Origin of the sequence: Amycolatopsis sp. MtRt-6 (assembly GCF_017308975.1) — a bacterium.
In the GTDB taxonomy this organism is placed as follows: domain Bacteria; phylum Actinomycetota; class Actinomycetes; order Mycobacteriales; family Pseudonocardiaceae; genus Amycolatopsis.
Window position 1 is genome coordinate 1 of sequence record NZ_JADWPD010000021.1, and the last position, 15,492, is coordinate 15,492.

Below are 15,492 nucleotides of genomic sequence, written 5' to 3' on the forward strand. Positions count from 1 at the left end.
CTCATCTGCCTCGCCCGCCGCCGCTGCGACGTCCTCTACGCCATGCTCCGCAACGGCACCCACTACCGGCATCCCGAACCCGCTCCGGCCCCCACTGCCGCTTGACAACCACATAGGGACACCCCCCCAGCGGCCAACCGCGTGCGCACTGCCCGTGCCACCGGCTGGGTACCACTGACTTGTCTGGTCCTTGACCCCTCTTTGAGGTGCGTGAGAACAGGTGGGGTCATGCTAGCTCCCAGACGAGGTTGACGGCGCGATTCGTCGACGCAGACGTCGGAAGCAATGACGAGCCGGAAAGTGAGAGGCCGCGAGTGAGCAGGGACCACAGCAGATAGGACATTTTTATCTCCAGGGTTCCGGACTGTGCCGCCAATGCTGGAGTCCATTGGGGAGTCGAGTGGATCCGGCGGTTGCGGATCGTTCTCGAGGACCGGAGGAGAGACCTATGCAACTTGCCGTCCAGCAAGCAATTTCGGCGATGCGCAATCTTACTTCGACCCCATCACCCTCGGCCAGATAGCGGCTGAGGTGTTCGTCAGCCCCTTTCATCTCTCCAGGGTGTTCGCGGAGCTGACGGGCGTCACGCCGGGCCGTTACCTGACCGCCGTCCGGTTGTTCGAGGCCAAGCGGCTGCTGCTGACCACCGATCTCACCGTGGCCGACGTCGTGTGCAGCGTCGGCTACAACAGCGTCGGCACGTTCACCAGCCGGTTCACCAAGGCGGTCGGCATGACCCCCACCCAGTACCGCAGCCCGGAGGTACGCCAGTTGCTGCTCGCCGTGAGCCCCGACTTCCACCGGGTGCCCCCGGCCGAGGCACTGCCCGGCGCGAACGGGCTGCCCGTGCAGGGCGCGGCGTCGATGTCCGCCACGGTCGACCCTGCCCGCCGAGGCCGCACCGGCCAACGTGCTGGTCGGCCTGTTCGCCGAGCGCATCCCGCAGTGCGGGCCCGTGGCGTACGCCGCGCAGGCCGGTGTCGGCTCGACCAGGCTGACCATCTCGGACGTGCCGCCAGGGCGGTGGACCGTGCTCGCGGTCGCCGAGGGCGCGCAGAGCGGGGGCGCGGAGAGCATCTACCTCGGCACGGTTCGGCAGCCGGTCGCCGTGTCGCCGGGTCGCGCCACCAGGGTGTACCTGCGGTTGCGCGAACTGCAACCGACCGATCCGCCCATCGCGATCACGCTGGCCTTCGACACCTTCCCACACGGTATGAGCCGCGATCTGGCCCGTCCCGAGTTGCGGGTTGCGGCCTGACCAGGGGAGCGATGATGGCGACGACGTTCGGCGCCCTGCGCCACAGGTTCTTGGCCCCCTCGCTGGCCGAGGCGCTGGACCGGGGCCTGCTTCCCGACTACGAGACGAGCATTGCACTGGAAGCGACGTTATGAACGCGCGTACGTGGACCGTGTGCGACGAACGGGTGATCTACCGCAGCCCGTGGGTCGATCTCGCACTGTCCGAGGTGGAGCTTCCCACCGGGGTCACGTGCGAGAACCATCTGGTCAGGGTGCCGCCCTCGGTTGCCGTCGCGGTGACCGAGGCGGACCGGGTGGTGATGCTGTGGCGGCACCGATTCATAACCGACACGTGGAGCTGGGAACTCCTCTCCGAGCTGTCGTATGTCCAGCCGATGGCCGGTATCGCCAATGCGGAGCATTTCGTGCTTCGTGGCCGCGGGGCCAGCTATGTCGGTCCGCCAGTCGACTGCCACGAGTCCCAGCACATCGCCTGGGTTCCGTTGGCCGAGGCGGAAGAGCTGCTCGAACGAAGGCGGATCGTCGCGGCAGCCTCGGTGGCGGGAGTGTAGCGGCTCCTGCTCGCCAGCCGAGCATAGCTGCGGGTGATGCCACCGTTGCTTTCGGACTTGCGTGCGGTCATCGGAGCGACCGGCGACCTCGGCAGGTGCCGACGATCAGCAGAGGCGCCCCACCCCTGTGCGAGCTGTGCTGCCCGGAACGAGGTCGGCTCCATCCACGAGTACGGGTCCGCGCCCTTCGGCACCACGATCGACGAGACGACGCAGCCCGGCCGGCCCCGGACGCGCCGGACAACCCCGCAAAGGCCACCCAGGTGCTTGCAGAACCACGAGTTCACCCCAGGATGAAACGGGGGGAGTGCACTCGAGGAGAGGACGACCTCCGATAGGCGGCCGTACCGTCGTTCTCGTGGACCTCCGCACTGTGACCGTGTTCGGCGCCGGCACGATCGGTACGTCGATCGGACTCGCGCTGACCCGCAGTGGTGTGCGCGTCCGGCTGGCCGACCCGACGCCGACGCGCTCGCCGCCGCGGTGAGTCGCGGCGCGGGCGTTCCGCTCACCCCGGGGGCGGGAGCCCACCGATGTCGTCGTCGTGGCGACCCCGGCCGCGACCGTCGCCGCCGTACTGTCCGACGCTGTCGAGCGGGGCCTTGGCACCGCGTACACGGACGTCGCCGCGGTCAAGAGCGACATCGTGGCCGCATCCCGTGGTCGCCGGGGATCTTGGTGATCCGGCGACTGTCGATGCGGGACTGGCGGGCCATGAAGCGGACGCACTGAGGCGTCACCCGCAAGATCATCGGCGAGGTTCCCGGGTAAGCACCAACCGGTTCGACATGGGGTTGGAACGGTCTACGAACTGGTGGATCGCGGGGGCCTTCAGTCCCTCCAGTCGACGTCGGCGCCGCAGAGCTCGGGGATGAATATTTCTACAAGCGATTATGGGTTGGGACTGGAGGACTAATGATGGGGAGTCGGAACTCCGACGTAGTCTTCGTCAGGTGGCCCGCGCAGGCGGACCTGCGGAACCGCTATCAGCTTGAGGGGGTACCTCGATTACTTGTCGTAGAAGGAGGCGCGGTACCGCCGGTCAGCAACGATCCGATTGAAGATTGGGCTCGCCAACCGATATCTCGGGTTGACCTGGATGCGAGGGTCAATGCCTTGCAGAACCGGTTCGACAGCCGCCGGGCGCCGAGGATCGACTCAGCGGGAACTCTAAGTTTCGGAAGTCACTCGATCACGATCTCGACCACTCAGGCCCACCTCATGGCCCTGCTCGTCGAACGCTTCGGCGAGGTAGTGTACCGCAACGAGCTCACGAACTATTTGGCAACGCAGGTAACGACTCTTACAAGGAACTCGCTCGACCTGCATATTATGCGGCTCCGCCGAAGACTGCAGTCGATCGATCTGTCGATCCGCACCGCGTGGGGCCGAGGATACATCCTGGAGGCTATGCGCTCCTGAAGCAAAGCCTCTGGTGCGGACTTGTCGTCGGATCACGTGATCGCGATCGCTGCCACGTGCGCACGCCGGGGAGCGCTGCCGGCTGGCTGCCGACCGCTCGCAATGCTCAGCTGTTGCTGGTTAGCAGTCGAACCAAGGTGCTGCCGACAGGTGTGTCCGGGTTGGCGAGGTCGAACGGCAGGTCGAAGTGATTCCGGTGCGCGAGGACCATTTCCTCGACGGCGATTCCGTTCGCGCGTAGGGCAGCGACGTAGTTGTCGTGCTGACGGGCGTACTCCGGTGTCTCGAGTCCGCCACGGGCGACGGTGATCGGTGGCGCCGTGACTGGGGCGTGCTGGATGGGGCTGTTGCGGCGAGCCGATTCCTCCGTGAGACTCAGTGCATCGTTGACGTAACTCTGCCGGACTGGGTCGAGGTCGTAGATGCCGCTGAGCAGTGTGGCTGAGCCGAACACTTCGGCTGGTGTCCGCCCGTCGGGCAGCCAGCCGTCGGCTAGGGCCATGGCGACCAGGTGCGCACCCGCTGAGCTGCCGCTGAGGTGAATCCGGCCCGGCGCGATGCCATAGGTGTCCGCGTTGTCCACCAGCCACAGCAGGCCACGGCGCACCATTGCCACAATCGCGTCGAGGTCGTAGTTCGGTGCGAGACCGTAGCCCAGGGCAGCGAAGGCCGCGCCAGCGTGTAAGGCGGCAGGCGCGGCGAAGCTGGACTCGTTCTTGCTGAGCTGCTGCCAGTTGCCGCCGTGCACGTAGACCAGCAGTGTGTTGCCGTCATAATTCGGAAAGAGGTCAAGTTGCTCGACATCGGAATACCCATAGTGCACGGTATGATGCCGGTATGTGGCTCGGGCGCCTGCGCTACGTGTGGCGTACTCGTGTAGGTAGTACTCGATGTCGGTAATGCACGAGCTGGGCGAGTACTCTTGGTCCAAGTCGCCCCAGATGGTCGTCATTATCATAACCCCCAACTAGTACGGTGTCACACGCTAACATTTGTCTTGGCAACGTTTCGACTGCTTAACAGAATTCTGAAAGACTGATCTAAGAGCGTGTCTCATGTGGCCGCTTTGCGGAGTTTCTTTTAGGAGGTAAGGGCGGCGGCGAGGGTGAGGAATGCCAGGAAGTGGCTGGCTTTGCGGTCGACAACCGATCAACCACGAACCAAGATCATGACACAAGATCATAAACCCACGTGAGACACGGTCTAAGCATCTTTCAAAGACATTTCGTAAGTGTGGTCGGTGTCGTGGGGCACGTGTAGCGTCTGGTGCGGCCAGCTGTGGGCGAAGCGTCGTGGAAACTGCAAGTGAGGAGCGTACGCGGATGAGCTTGTCCGGCAGAACTGTAGTCGTGACCGGCGCCGGTTCGGGGATCGGCCGTGCGACGTGTGCAAGGTTGTGCCGGGCAGGCGCGCGGGTAGGCGCGATCGGTCGGCGCAAGGAACCACTGCTGGCTCTGCGCGATGACCTCAGCGACGAGCCCGGTGAAGTGGTAACGCTGCCCGCCGACGTCGGTTCGGCAGCCGAGGTCGAGCACGCGATACGGACTCTGACGGATCGGTGCGGTCCGGTGAGCGGAGTCGTCAACAATGCCGGCCTGGCGCGCTTCGCGCCGATCGAGTTTTCCTCGCCGTCCGATTTGGACGACATGTTCGCGGTGCACCTCCGTGGACCGGTGAACGTGTTGCGGGCCTGCTTACCGGAACTGCGTAGACATCGTGGCGCGGTGGTGAACGTGTCGTCGGTCGGTGGCCTTCTGGCGATGCCGAACCGATCCCTCTACGGCGCGACAAAGGCCGCTGTGAACAGCCTGACCCGGTCGTGGGCGCGGGAGCTGGCGCCACAGGTCCGGGTGAACGCGATCCTGCCCGGCCCGGTCGACACGCCGATGTACGACGACCTGGGGCTTACCGGTCCACAGACCCAGACCCTCCGTGCGGACTTGCTGGCGTCGACCCCGTTGGAGAGGTTCGGCGAACCCGATGAGATCGCCCGGTGGGTCACCCTGCTCCTCGATGACGACACGTCGGGGTGGGTCACCGGTGTGCTCTTCCCGGTCGACGGCGGCCGGACCAGTTGATCCGGCTGCATGCCAGGTGACGGGCACGTTCTTTCGTGATCAGGCCTGGCTCTAGCGCACGGTGGACTGCCACTCCATCAGCGAACGCGGCCAGCGCTACCGCCGCAGTCTCCGCTTTCTGGTACGGCCGTCACCGCGTGCGCGTCCTCCGCAATCCGGCGCACATCACACTCAACGACGACGCCGGAGTCGAAGTTCGCGGAATCGCCTGGGAAAGAGCCCGCGAGATCGTCATGCGGGGGGGGTGATGCGTTGGCGCCGGAGGCGGTGATCTTTGATGACGCCGGGTATCCGAGTCGGGGAGGTCGTCGCCGTGTAAGGCGTCAACACCCGTACCATTCTGTGGAGAGTCTATTCCTCGATCAGCCGTCCCAGCAGGCTGTCGAGGGCGGTCTGCCCCTCGTCGACGGCGGCTGGCTCGTCGTCGTTGAGCGGTGTGTCAGTTGATCTGACACTCTCGAGTCGGATGAGTCGAGTGGTTCAAGGCCGAGGTGATCCCTTCGGCTGCCGTGGTAGCGAGGCGGTGTCGATCATGCGAACGTCGTCGCTCCCCACTCGGTGGCGGGGACGTTACGGACGTGCTCGGTGAACTCCCACAGGTGGTTCTCGTGGTCGAGGGCGAGGTACTGCCGTAGGCCCCAGGGTTTGTCGCGGGGTTCGTGGAGGGTTCGGGCGCCCTCGGCGCGCGAGTGGGCGTAGTGCTTGTCGACGTCATCGACCCAGACGATCACCTGAGCAACGGCTGGCACACCGGTGGGCGGGATGGTGAGCCGCTCGCCGACCTTGGCGAGCATGACGACGCCGGCGCCGGTGTGTAGGTCGGCGTGGCAGACAGTGCCGTCGACGGTTTGGCGGAGTAGTTCGCGGAAGCCGAAGACCCGGGCGAGCCAGGCTACGGCGGCCGGTACGTCGGTGTAGCCAAGTTCGACGACTACTCCGGGGAATCCAGCGTCGGGGTCGTACACCGGCACCTCCGGGGCTAGGAAGGGGTGACGGCCCCTGGCCGACACCTTGGGCCCAGCAAGTCAGCTGGGAGTCGCAGGCACGTGGCCGCGGATGGAGGAGGGGTCGAGTACGTCGTCGGGGTGACTCTCGATGGAGAGCTCGCGATATTGAGCCCACTTGCCGGGGTGGACGCACAGGGGACCAGTGATAGGCCGATTTCGTCCTCGGCCAGTTGCCGGCATTCGCCTTCGTTGCGGGCCTGTTCGCGGTGATCCACGCAGACCAGCGCTCGTCGCAACAGGCTGACCGGGAGCTCGGTCTGGCTTGCTGTTGGGCGCACGCCCGCAGGAGGGGTCAAGGCTGGCCGGAGGCCACCCGGAGGGTTTGGCCTTGACCCCGGCGAGGACGACGCCCATGCTTGCGCGGCGAGGGACGAGCCGAACTCGGAGCCCGGCGCGGGGGTGTTTCATGCCGCCTGTGCGCTGGCGCCGGGCGGGGTGAAGGCGGCCAGGGCGCGCAGTGCGACCTTGTCTGCCTTACCTACCGGCGTGCGGGGCAGTTCGGAGACGGACACGAGCTTGTCCGGGATCTTGTAGGTCGCGAGACCGCGATCTCGCAGGAATACCTTCAGGGCTTGGAGCTCGACGCTCTCGTCTCGCAGGACGACGAATGCGTAGGTGCGCTCACCCAGCACTGGGTCCTCGACCCCCACGACCGCCGCGTCCCGGACGCCGGGATGCGCCATGAGCTGTTCCTCCACCTCCTCGACCGGAACCTTGTCGCCAGACCGGTTGATCACGTCTTTGAGCCGGCCGACGACGACGATGTTGCCGTCCGGCCTACGTCGCACCAGGTCCCCGGTCCGGAAGAACCCATCCGACGTGAAGGAGTCGGCGTTCTCCTGTTCGGCACGGTAGTAGCCGCGTATGGTGTACGGACCTCGCGTCAGTAGCTCACCTTCGACGTTGTCCGGTACGTCGTGGCCGGCGTCGTCTACAACCCGGATTTCGTCGTCGGGAGCCATTGGACGGCCCTCGGTGTTGAACCTCACCTCATCCGGGTCGTCAAGCCGAGTGTAGGTGAGGAGCCCTTCGCCGACACCGAACCACTGACTCAGGTCGCAGTTCAGGACCTTGCGCGCTTCCTCGGCCTGCGCTGGTGTCAGCTTGGAACTGCCGATCTGCAAGTGGACGCCGGAAAGGTCGACAGGCGTCCGCTGTGCGTAGTCGAGCCAAAGCCGCACGGTTCCCGGTACCAACGTCGTGAGCGTGACCTGCTCCGCACGGATGAGCCCGATTAGCTCCGCCAGCCGATAAGTCGGGGCGAGTACGACCTTGCCACCGACGAGCAGCGTTCCGAACAGCCCAGGGCAGCCGAGCGCGGCGTTGTGGGCGACCGGGTTCACGGCCAGGTACGTCGACGTGCTGTCGACCCGGAGCGCGTCCGCGCTAGCCAGCATGTTGTACGCGTAGTCGTTGTGCGTGCGGGGGATCAGTTTCGGCCGGCCAGTCGTCCCGCCGGAGAGCAGAAAGAAAGCCGGCTCGGACGGATCGACCTGCGGATACCGCGTCTCCGGCGCGCTGTCGGCGAGCTCGTTCGCAATCAGCACCTGCTCGACCCCTGGGACGTCTTGCTGCACCTCTTGGGCGAGGTGCCGGTAGTCGAAGCCTCGGAACTCGCTCATCACGATCAGTGCGACGGCGCCGGACTGCGAGGCCAGGTGAACGAGCTCGTGCTTGCGATGCCCCGGCAGAGCCAGCACCGGAATGGCACCCAGCCGGAACAACGCGAAAACCACGGTCGCGAACTCCGGCACGTTTGGTAACTGCACGACGACCCGATCGAGCGGGCCAATCCCACGAGCTACGAACTGCCGGGCTACGAGGTCGGAGCGGGCTGCGAGGTCCGCGTACGTGAGCCGCTGTTCGCCGTACACGACAGCCACCTTGGTGGCATGTTCGGCGCAGGCCGCCTCCAGGAGCTCGCCCAGCGATCGCCCTTGCCAGTAACCCTGGCGGCGATACTGCTCGGCGAGTTCGTCGGGCCAGGAAACGCAGCCTTCGAGCATCTCGGCTCCCGATCAGACTAGATATCGAACTGAGGACAGCGGTACGACAGGCCAACGGTCTTCACCATCTGGCATCCGCCGCCGTCAGGCAATGGTGCTGACAGAGACGCGACAGGAGTCCCGTGTGAGTTTGGCCCGGGGCTGTCCTGTCTCTGTCAGTTCGATGGTCGTCATCGGCCTGGGCTTCTAGGGTCCGCAGCAGGTGCGGTGTCCCTTCCATGAGTCGGCTGATCCAAGGAGTTGAACCTTGTCCACGGTTCCGGAGTTGTTCGAGTCGGCTGTTGCCCGCTTCCCCGACCAGCCCGCGGTCATCTTCGGTGACACCTGTTTGAGTTACGCCGAGCTGAACACCCACGCGAACCAGCTGGCCAGGCGCTTGGTGGCCCTAGGAGTCGGGCCGGATTCCTTGGTGGCGGTTGCTATACCGCGTTCGGAAGATCTGATCATCGTGCTGCTGGCCGTGCTGAAGGCCGGCGGCGCGTATCTTCCGCTGGACCCGACCTACCCTGATGATCGGCTGGCGCACGTCATCGACGACGCGGGCCCCGTCCTGGTGATCCGGTCGAGCCAGGTTCGCTGCCTAAGTGACGAGGTGGCCGACTACGTGATAGACGACCCTGACCTGCAGGCGGACATCCGAGGTGAGGCGACCGGCGACCTGACTGACGCTGAGCGGCTGTCTCCGTTGTACATATCCCACTTGATGTACGTGATATACACGTCAGGCTCCACTGGTACGCCGAAGGGCGTGGCGGTGACACATGCAGGTACGGGCGATATGCTCGCAACTCACGCGCACCGAATCGGTCCGGGCCCTGGTGACCGGGTGCTGCAGTGGGCGTCGATCAGCTTCGACGCCGCATTTTGGGACATCACCCTTGCACTTCTGTCCGGTGCCGCGCTGGTCATGGTGTCCTCAGACGACGTCCTGCCGGGAGATCCGTTGCGGGACACCCTGCTCAGGCACCGGATCACCCACGCGACCTTGCCGCCGGTGGCCTTGAGTGCCACTGACGCCGATGGCGTTCTGCTAGGCGGCACGGTGATGTCGACGGGCGATACATGTACGCCGACCTTGGTCCGCAAGTGGGCACCCGGTCGACGGCTCTTCAACGGTTACGGTCCGACCGAGGTGACTGTCGGCTCCACCCTCAGCGGACCGGTCGATCCGGCTGTCGGCGAGATCACCATCGGGACGCCCTGGCTCGGCGAGACCGTCCAAGTGCTCGACGAGCGTATGCAAGAAGTTGCCGACGGCGCCGAAGGGGAGCTGTACCTGTCCGGGCCCGGGCTAGCCCGCGGTTATCTCAACCGTCCGAGCCTCACTGCCACCCGTTTTGTTGCCGATCCACAGGGAGCACCCGGCAGTCGGATGTACCGCTCCGGCGACCGCGGCTCGCGTCGGACTGATGGAGAGATCCTTTTCTCGGGTCGCGCCGATGCACAGGTAAAGGTTCGTGGCTTCCGGGTCGAGCTTGCCGAGGTCGAGGCAGTCTTAGCCGGTCACGCCGCGGTCAAACTCGCCGTCGCCGCGGTGGAAGGAGAACTGGCAGACGCCCGTGTGGTTGCGTACGTGACGACGTCGCCGGGGGAAGAAGTGACCGAGTCGGAGCTGCGCCACCATGTCCGCCGTATGTTGCCGGATCACATGGTGCCGTCGACAGTCACCCTGCTCGACCAACTTCCGACGACGCACAACGGAAAGATCGACCGGAAGGCGTTGCGACCGCGCCCCGCCAAGCCCCCTGCCGAACAGGTCAGCTGGCAGGAGGGTATGCCGTACGCCGATGTGCTGTGCGCGATCGTCGCCGAGCTCCTGGGCCTGTCGGTGGTCACCCCAGATCAGAACTTCTTCGAGATCGGTGGGCACTCTGTGCTGGCGACGAAGCTGGCCGCCCGGATCCGGCAGGACCTCGGCATCAAGATCCCGATACGCTCACTCTTCGAGGCCGGCAATATCTCGGAGTTTGCGCTAGTGGTGGAGAGGGCCGTCTCACCGACGACTGAGGCGGCCTGAGCTTCCCCCGGTTCTCCGGACACCTGACCTGAGGTGACCTGTGGTCACCAGGGAGGATGTTCTGGCGACTGCACCACACCCGGCTGAGTTTCGTCAGCGTGCCGTCGAGCTGGCTCGCCTCGGCGACAAGCCGGTCGCCGCGCTGGCCAAGGATCTGGGCATCAGCGAGTCCTGCCTGCGCAAGTGGATGGCCCAGGCCGACGCCGACGCCAACGGCTCGGCCACCCGGCTGACCAGCGCGGAGAAGAAGGAACTCGCCGAGCTGCGCCGGAAGAACCGGCAGGTGCTGGTCCGTGAACTCGCCGCCGACGGTATCGATGTCGCGGTGGCCTGCCGGGTATTGAACGTGTCTCGCTCCGGATACTACGAATGGCGCGATCGGCCGCTCTCACCTCGAGCGGAGGAGAACGCGGTGCTGCTGAAACGGGGGGAAGCTCAGTCCGCTCACCGAAAGTTGACGGGCAAACTACTGTAGCCGAACAGGAAGTTCGAGTAGATCCGCGAGGGCGTGCCAGCCAGCTCGATCGAACGCACCGACTCCGCGAGCGAGGACAACAGGGCCCGCAGTTCCGCCCGGCCCAGAAACGCACCGACACAGAAGTGCGGCCCGTGGCCGAAGGTGAGGTGCTTGTTGGACTTGCGTGCCAGGTCCAAGGTTCGCGGATCGGGAAACACTGTCTCATCGTCGTTGGCCGAGGTGTTCCACAAAGTGACGATGTCCCCGGCCCGGATCTTCTGACCGGCGATCTCCAGGTCGATGAGCGCGGTCCGGGCAAAGTGCATAGCGGGCGTGACCCAGCGCAGCACCTCCTCGACCGCGTCGTCGAGGGAGGCGACGCCGGCCCGCAGCGCGGCCCACTGCCCAGGGTTCTCGGCCAGCGCTTTGACCCCTCCGATCGCTGACATCCGGGACGATTCATCGCCGCCCAGGATGAGGCTGTAGCAGTTCAGGGCGACCTCCTCCTCGGTGAGCAGCTCGCCGTCGACCTGCGTGCTCGCGATCATGGTGATGACGTCATCGCCTGGATTCTCCCGGCGATGCTTGGCGAGATCCATGAAGTAGGAAACGATGTCGTTGCGGGCGATCAGCGAGTCGAGATCGTCAACCTCCTCGCTGTCCGCGGACAGGGCCAGCTTGTTCCACCTGAGCAGCTCGGCGCGGTCGCCGTCGGGGATTGACAGGAGATCGCAGATCGTCGTCATCGGGATGTGCTCGGCGACCTCGGCGGCGAAGTCGAACGTGCCCACATCAACCACGCTGGCGACCAGACTCCGGGTGCGTTGCTCGACCCGCTCGACCACCGGTCCGAGGACCTTGGGGGAGAACGCCCGCAGCATCAGGTTCCGCAACTGCTGGTGGCGGGGGCGATCGGTGACGGCGAGCATCTTGTCGCTTGCGGAGTCGTTGCCGTGCAGGAGTACGTCGAGCACGGTGCCGCGCGCCGAGCTCAGGAATTTGGCGTTGCGGTACGCCGCCTGTATGTCGCTGAACCTGGTGACCACCCAGAATCCCGGCAGATCGCCGGGGGAGTCGTGCCAGTAGATGGGATGCTGCGACCGGATCTCCTGCCAGTAGTCGCGGGGTTCGTGCCGAACAAACGTCGCCGGATCCGTGAGATCGAGAAACTCGCCAGCACCCACCTGCGTCTCCTTCAGCCGGACCGTTGTGCGGACAGCAATTGCCAGCGTGACTAGGCGATTCGTCGAGTCCGGCATGTCTTGCGTAGTTCCTTCACCGGTGACTGAGAGCCGAAAGATTTAAGCCTGGCCACCCGCAGAGGTGCAAGGCTCTGATTGAGCATGTCTGCTTGAGCGTTAGGTGGAGGTCATGACTCCTACCGGGGACCGAGGTTGGCTACGGTGGTCGAACGTCACCCCGCGGCCGGCGATCCGGCTCGTCTGCTTTCCGCACGCCGGTGGTGCGGCCGCGAGCTATGCTGGCTTTGCGAACGAGCTGCCCGCCCAGGCCGAACTGGTGGTGGTCCAGTACCCGGGTCGTGGCGACAGGTTCGCCGAATCCGCCGTGGAGGATGTCCGGCGGATGGCGTCGTCCGTGAGCGCGGAACTCCTGACTCTCGAGTCCCACGTCCCGCTGCTGTTGTTCGGGCACAGTTTCGGCGCCTTAGTGGCCTACGAGACCGCGCTCGCGTTGCAGCGCAGCGGAGTACGCCCGGTGCAACTCGTTGTCTCGGCGTCGTCTCCGCCGCGGCTGGCCGGTGGGGGGGAAACCCATCTCCATGACGACGACGAACTGTGGTCGATCGTTTGCGGCTACGGTGGAGTTGAGCCGGAGATTGCCGCCGACGCCGACTTGCGTGGGGTTCTGCTGCCGATTCTGCGCTCGGATATCAGGGCCAACGAGCTCTACGAACCGCCGGTGAACTCACCCTCGCTCGACTGTCCGGTGATCTGTTACCACGGCATCGGCGATCCACTCGTGAACGAGTCCGAGCTGGTTGAGTGGGGCGAAGTCACCACTGGGTCATTCTCCGTACGTCGTCGCGATGGTGGGCACTTCCACGTCTTCTCGGCAGTCGGTGACCTGCTCGAGGACGTCTTCGCCGACGTAGCGATCGATGGTCTGCGGCGACGGGCGGTGTCGTGAGCATCGCCGAGCGCTCCGTCATCATCGTTGCCGGCCCCATCGAACGGTTCGGCCGGCTAGATGGCCTGGTCAACGACGAGCCGACCTGCTCACCGGTACCCCCTGTGGGCCGGTTCGCGAAGACGACGGAGTGGCCCGCCTACTCGACCCGGACTTCGCCGGCTGGATCATCGGTGCAGCTACCCGTGGTGCGTGGCCGCACGACTTCATCCGCCTAGCAGCAGTGTCTCGACCTGACAGTGACCGCGCAACTGACCATGAGTTGGGGACCGAAACGATGAGCCATCCGCCTATTGCCACAGCGATTCCGTCGTCGTCGCTGCACCAGATCTTTCGTGCCGCCGACGCCCGCGCGCTGGCCACCGGGTCACCGGTGACCAGGCTTCACGTCGGAGAGCCGTACTTCACCTCCCCTCCCGAGGTCGCCGAGGCGATCGCGGAAGCTCAGCGGGCTGGCCGGACGTCGTACACCGATGTCGAAGGTCTTCCGGAACTGCGGCGCGCGTTGAGTGCGAAGCTGGAACGGGAGAACCGCATCGACGCGCCGATCTCGCGGATCTTCGTTACGCCGGGCTCCTGTCAAGGATTGCAGGCGCTGTTGCTGTCGCTGGCCGAACCGGGGACCGAGATCCTGCTTCCTGAGCTGCACTGGCCGATCCATGTGCAGCAGAGCCTGCTCGCGGGTCTGCGCCCGGTGTTCTACTCACTCGACGACAGGTACTTCCCGGACCTCGAATCGATCGCCGAGAGGTCGGGACCCAACAGCCGGATCCTTCTGGTGAACTCGCCGGCCAATCCCACCGGCGCGGTACTGGACGCGGACCGGATAGAGGGTCTGCTCACACTCGCGCGCGATCGTGGATGGCAGGTGATCAGCGACGAGGCATACGAGCACTTCGTGTACGAGGGCGACCATCTGTCCCTGGCGGCAAGTGAACGCCAACTGCCCGTGGAGAAGCGGATTGTGCACAGCGTCTTCACGTTCTCCAAGAGCCTGGCGATGACGGGCTACCGGCTCGGCTACGTCGTGCCGGCGACGGACGAGGCAGCCGCCGGGATGAGGGTGGTGCAAGAGGCCGGCATCATCGCTCCGCCGACACCGGTGCAGTACGGCGGAATCGCGGCGCTGCAGATGCCCGATGTTGCAGCGGCGAACCGCAAGTTGGTACAGCAGAACAGAGACACCGTGTTGCCCGCACTTCGAGACGCCGGCCTGATCCGCGAACTGCCACCCGGCGGGTGGTACGCGATGGTGGATATCAGTAGCACCGGTCTGGGAGCAGAGGCCTTCTCAGCGCAGTTGCTCGCGGAACGTAGTGTGGCCGTTGTTCCCGGCTCGGGGTTCGGGTTACGTCCGCAGCTTGATGATCGAGGCGCTCTGGTAGCGATGGACACTGATTCCCATGCGGACAACCTTGTGCGGATCGCCTTCTGCGTGAATCCAGAGGTTCTCAAGTCGGGTGTGGATGCACTTCTCGCCTTCGTTGACGAGCGGAAGGCGCGGTGACTTCATGAGCTCCTGTTCCAGGTGATGTTCGCGTGGCAGACGAGACCGGCCGGTCGGTTGTCGGCGGCGTCGAATACGCGAGCGACCTCTTCGACAGGTCGACCGTGGAGGCGATCGCGGCATGCTTCGCCAGGGTCGTCGGGCGGATCGTGGCTGGAGTGCACGCACCAAGAAATGTACTGGCCCGACAATGCGGCTGAGATCAGTCGCATTGTCAACGGGCTGTTGACCAACCTCAATTCGGGAGCTGACTCATGACTGTGAACCCCTTCGATGACGAGAACGGTGAGTTCTTCGTACTGGTCAATGACGAGGGCCAGCACTCACTGTGGCCGACGTTCGAGGACGTTCCGGCCGGCTGGCAGGTCAAGTTCGGTCCGGCGACGCGAGCCGAGAGCCTCGCCTATGTCGAGGAGAACTGGACCGACATGCGGCCGCGAAGTCTGCAGGAAGCGATGGCGGCCGACAAGGCGTAACGCGGCTCGCAGCCGCGCTGCTCCGGACCGTCCAGGATTGGATGCGTATACCGGTCAGATCCGTAGAAGTGTGCTGCCGTCCGGCTCGGACATGGACGAGGGACCTATCGCACGAGAGGACCATCGCTCGCTCGTGCTGTGAGCATGTGCTCAGAACTTCGCCCGCGTGGCGGCGGATGACGACCCCCCCGGCGGATGGCGATCAAGGCGGGTCGGGCATGGCTGCTCGCGACGTGAGTGACGTCTGGGCGAGGGCTGCAGCCCGGGCGGCCGGTCATGCTGCTGCGACGACTCACGTGCCAACGCATGCTCCGCATGCGGCGGCCCCGCGCCATTGCTTTACGTGGCCGAATGCCCGCTCGATGGTGTTGCGGCTACCATCGCCACCCTCACGCGCACGACGATCCCGGGCGCACCAGTTGCCCAGCGTGCCCTCGTTGACCCCCAACTCCCGCGCCACCTGCGCGATCGGCCCGCGGGCGAGTTCTCAGCTGGGCACCGAGCGCCGGCGTCATCGTATGGATAATGCCGACAAGTGGTCTTGTCCCACAGGTCGGCCATGA

At 65.3% G+C, this 15,492-nt stretch carries 16 protein-coding genes and 2 pseudogenes; 12 read left to right on the forward strand and 6 right to left on the reverse strand.

The genetic code is table 11. From position 1 onward, the window contains the following. Positions 1-375: 375 nt before the first annotated feature. Positions 376-699: pseudogene (locus I4Q55_RS49505) on the forward strand (helix-turn-helix transcriptional regulator); the annotation flags it as partial. On the opposite strand, the gene I4Q55_RS49510 reads toward I4Q55_RS49505, so the two are convergent. Next, positions 684-875 carry a hypothetical protein gene (locus I4Q55_RS49510; protein ID WP_242547122.1) on the reverse strand — a complete coding sequence of 64 codons (192 nt, stop codon included), beginning with the start codon at positions 873-875 and terminating at the stop codon, positions 684-686. The pseudogene I4Q55_RS49505 and the gene I4Q55_RS49510 sit on opposite strands and share 16 nt — an antisense overlap. A 35-nt stretch (positions 876-910) precedes the next feature. Between I4Q55_RS49510 and I4Q55_RS49515 the strand changes: the two genes are divergently transcribed. From I4Q55_RS49515 to I4Q55_RS50275, 4 genes are all read left to right on the forward strand, one after another. Further along, positions 911-1,258, forward strand: a complete 348-nt coding sequence (locus I4Q55_RS49515) for a hypothetical protein (RefSeq protein WP_242547123.1) — start codon at positions 911-913, stop codon at positions 1,256-1,258. 130 nt (positions 1,259-1,388) lie between these two features. Beyond that, complete coding sequence (locus I4Q55_RS30345) at positions 1,389-1,811, forward strand: hypothetical protein (protein ID WP_206792472.1); 423 nt, start codon at positions 1,389-1,391, stop codon at positions 1,809-1,811. Positions 1,812-2,169: 358 nt separating this feature from the next. Then, positions 2,170-2,298, forward strand: a complete 129-nt coding sequence (locus I4Q55_RS49520) for a 3-hydroxyacyl-CoA dehydrogenase NAD-binding domain-containing protein (protein ID WP_242547061.1) — start codon at positions 2,170-2,172, stop codon at positions 2,296-2,298. A gap of 431 nt (positions 2,299-2,729) precedes the next feature. Next, a complete protein-coding gene (locus I4Q55_RS50275) occupies positions 2,730-3,233 on the forward strand; it encodes a winged helix-turn-helix domain-containing protein (RefSeq protein ID WP_206792474.1) in 504 nt (167 codons plus the stop codon). Between the two features lie 106 nt (positions 3,234-3,339). Here the strand turns inward: I4Q55_RS50275 and I4Q55_RS30355 are convergent, their stop codons facing one another. Next, positions 3,340-4,185 carry an alpha/beta hydrolase gene (locus tag I4Q55_RS30355; RefSeq protein WP_242547062.1) on the reverse strand — a complete coding sequence of 282 codons (846 nt, stop codon included), beginning with the start codon at positions 4,183-4,185 and terminating at the stop codon, positions 3,340-3,342. Positions 4,186-4,582: 397 nt separating this feature from the next. Between I4Q55_RS30355 and I4Q55_RS30360 the strand changes: the two genes are divergently transcribed. Beyond that, on the forward strand, positions 4,583-5,311 hold the full coding sequence (locus tag I4Q55_RS30360) for an SDR family NAD(P)-dependent oxidoreductase (RefSeq protein WP_206792478.1): 729 nt from the start codon (positions 4,583-4,585) through the stop codon (positions 5,309-5,311). On the opposite strand, the pseudogene I4Q55_RS51025 reads toward I4Q55_RS30360, so the two are convergent. From I4Q55_RS51025 to I4Q55_RS30375, 3 genes and pseudogenes are all read right to left on the reverse strand, one after another. Continuing rightward, positions 5,268-5,420, reverse strand: a pseudogene (locus tag I4Q55_RS51025) (hypothetical protein); the annotation flags it as partial. The gene I4Q55_RS30360 and the pseudogene I4Q55_RS51025 sit on opposite strands and share 44 nt — an antisense overlap. Positions 5,421-5,841: 421 nt before the next feature. After that, entirely contained in the window at positions 5,842-6,276 is a 435-nt protein-coding gene (locus I4Q55_RS30370) for a VOC family protein (protein WP_206792480.1), read from the reverse strand. A gap of 446 nt (positions 6,277-6,722) precedes the next feature. Beyond that, on the reverse strand, positions 6,723-8,324 hold the full coding sequence (locus I4Q55_RS30375; RefSeq protein ID WP_206792482.1) for a (2,3-dihydroxybenzoyl)adenylate synthase: 1,602 nt from the start codon (positions 8,322-8,324) through the stop codon (positions 6,723-6,725). Positions 8,325-8,571: 247 nt separating this feature from the next. On the opposite strand from I4Q55_RS30375, the gene I4Q55_RS30380 reads away from it, so the two are divergent. Both I4Q55_RS30380 and I4Q55_RS30385 read left to right on the forward strand, forming a co-directional pair. Next, the gene (locus I4Q55_RS30380) at positions 8,572-10,341 is read left to right on the forward strand and encodes a non-ribosomal peptide synthetase (protein WP_206792484.1); all 1,770 of its coding nucleotides are present in this window, start codon (positions 8,572-8,574) and stop codon (positions 10,339-10,341) included. Positions 10,342-10,381: 40 nt separating this feature from the next. Beyond that, on the forward strand, positions 10,382-10,816 hold the full coding sequence (locus tag I4Q55_RS30385; RefSeq protein ID WP_206792486.1) for a transposase: 435 nt from the start codon (positions 10,382-10,384) through the stop codon (positions 10,814-10,816). Here I4Q55_RS30385 and I4Q55_RS30390 read toward each other — a convergent pair. Continuing rightward, positions 10,786-12,057, reverse strand: coding sequence for a cytochrome P450 (locus I4Q55_RS30390; RefSeq protein WP_206792488.1), 1,272 nt, complete (start codon positions 12,055-12,057; stop codon positions 10,786-10,788). The two genes, I4Q55_RS30385 and I4Q55_RS30390, sit on opposite strands and share 31 nt — an antisense overlap. 112 nt (positions 12,058-12,169) lie before the next feature. On the opposite strand from I4Q55_RS30390, the gene I4Q55_RS30395 reads away from it, so the two are divergent. From I4Q55_RS30395 to I4Q55_RS51030, 4 genes are all read left to right on the forward strand, one after another. Beyond that, the gene (locus I4Q55_RS30395; RefSeq protein WP_206792489.1) at positions 12,170-12,946 is read left to right on the forward strand and encodes a thioesterase II family protein; all 777 of its coding nucleotides are present in this window, start codon (positions 12,170-12,172) and stop codon (positions 12,944-12,946) included. Between the two features lie 277 nt (positions 12,947-13,223). Continuing rightward, entirely contained in the window at positions 13,224-14,453 is a 1,230-nt protein-coding gene (locus tag I4Q55_RS30400; protein WP_206792491.1) for a pyridoxal phosphate-dependent aminotransferase, read from the forward strand. Between the two features lie 254 nt (positions 14,454-14,707). Next, positions 14,708-14,929, forward strand: a complete 222-nt coding sequence (locus tag I4Q55_RS30405; RefSeq protein ID WP_206792493.1) for an MbtH family protein — start codon at positions 14,708-14,710, stop codon at positions 14,927-14,929. Positions 14,930-15,147: 218 nt separating this feature from the next. Beyond that, complete coding sequence (locus tag I4Q55_RS51030) at positions 15,148-15,492, forward strand: putative immunity protein (RefSeq protein ID WP_374194499.1); 345 nt, start codon at positions 15,148-15,150, stop codon at positions 15,490-15,492.

Coding starts and splice junctions, on each gene's coding strand:
- I4Q55_RS30345 (WP_206792472.1), top strand. CDS start 1,389: ATGAACGCGCGTACGTGGACCGTGTGCGACGAACGGGTGATCTACCGC.
- I4Q55_RS50275 (WP_206792474.1), top strand. CDS start 2,730: ATGGGGAGTCGGAACTCCGACGTAGTCTTCGTCAGGTGGCCCGCGCAG.
- I4Q55_RS30355 (WP_242547062.1), bottom strand. CDS start 4,185: ATGACGACCATCTGGGGCGACTTGGACCAAGAGTACTCGCCCAGCTCG.
- I4Q55_RS30375 (WP_206792482.1), bottom strand. CDS start 8,324: ATGCTCGAAGGCTGCGTTTCCTGGCCCGACGAACTCGCCGAGCAGTAT.
- I4Q55_RS30390 (WP_206792488.1), bottom strand. CDS start 12,057: ATGCCGGACTCGACGAATCGCCTAGTCACGCTGGCAATTGCTGTCCGC.
- I4Q55_RS30395 (WP_206792489.1), top strand. CDS start 12,170: ATGACTCCTACCGGGGACCGAGGTTGGCTACGGTGGTCGAACGTCACC.
- I4Q55_RS30400 (WP_206792491.1), top strand. CDS start 13,224: ATGAGCCATCCGCCTATTGCCACAGCGATTCCGTCGTCGTCGCTGCAC.
- I4Q55_RS30405 (WP_206792493.1), top strand. CDS start 14,708: ATGACTGTGAACCCCTTCGATGACGAGAACGGTGAGTTCTTCGTACTG.
- I4Q55_RS51030 (WP_374194499.1), top strand. CDS start 15,148: ATGGCTGCTCGCGACGTGAGTGACGTCTGGGCGAGGGCTGCAGCCCGG.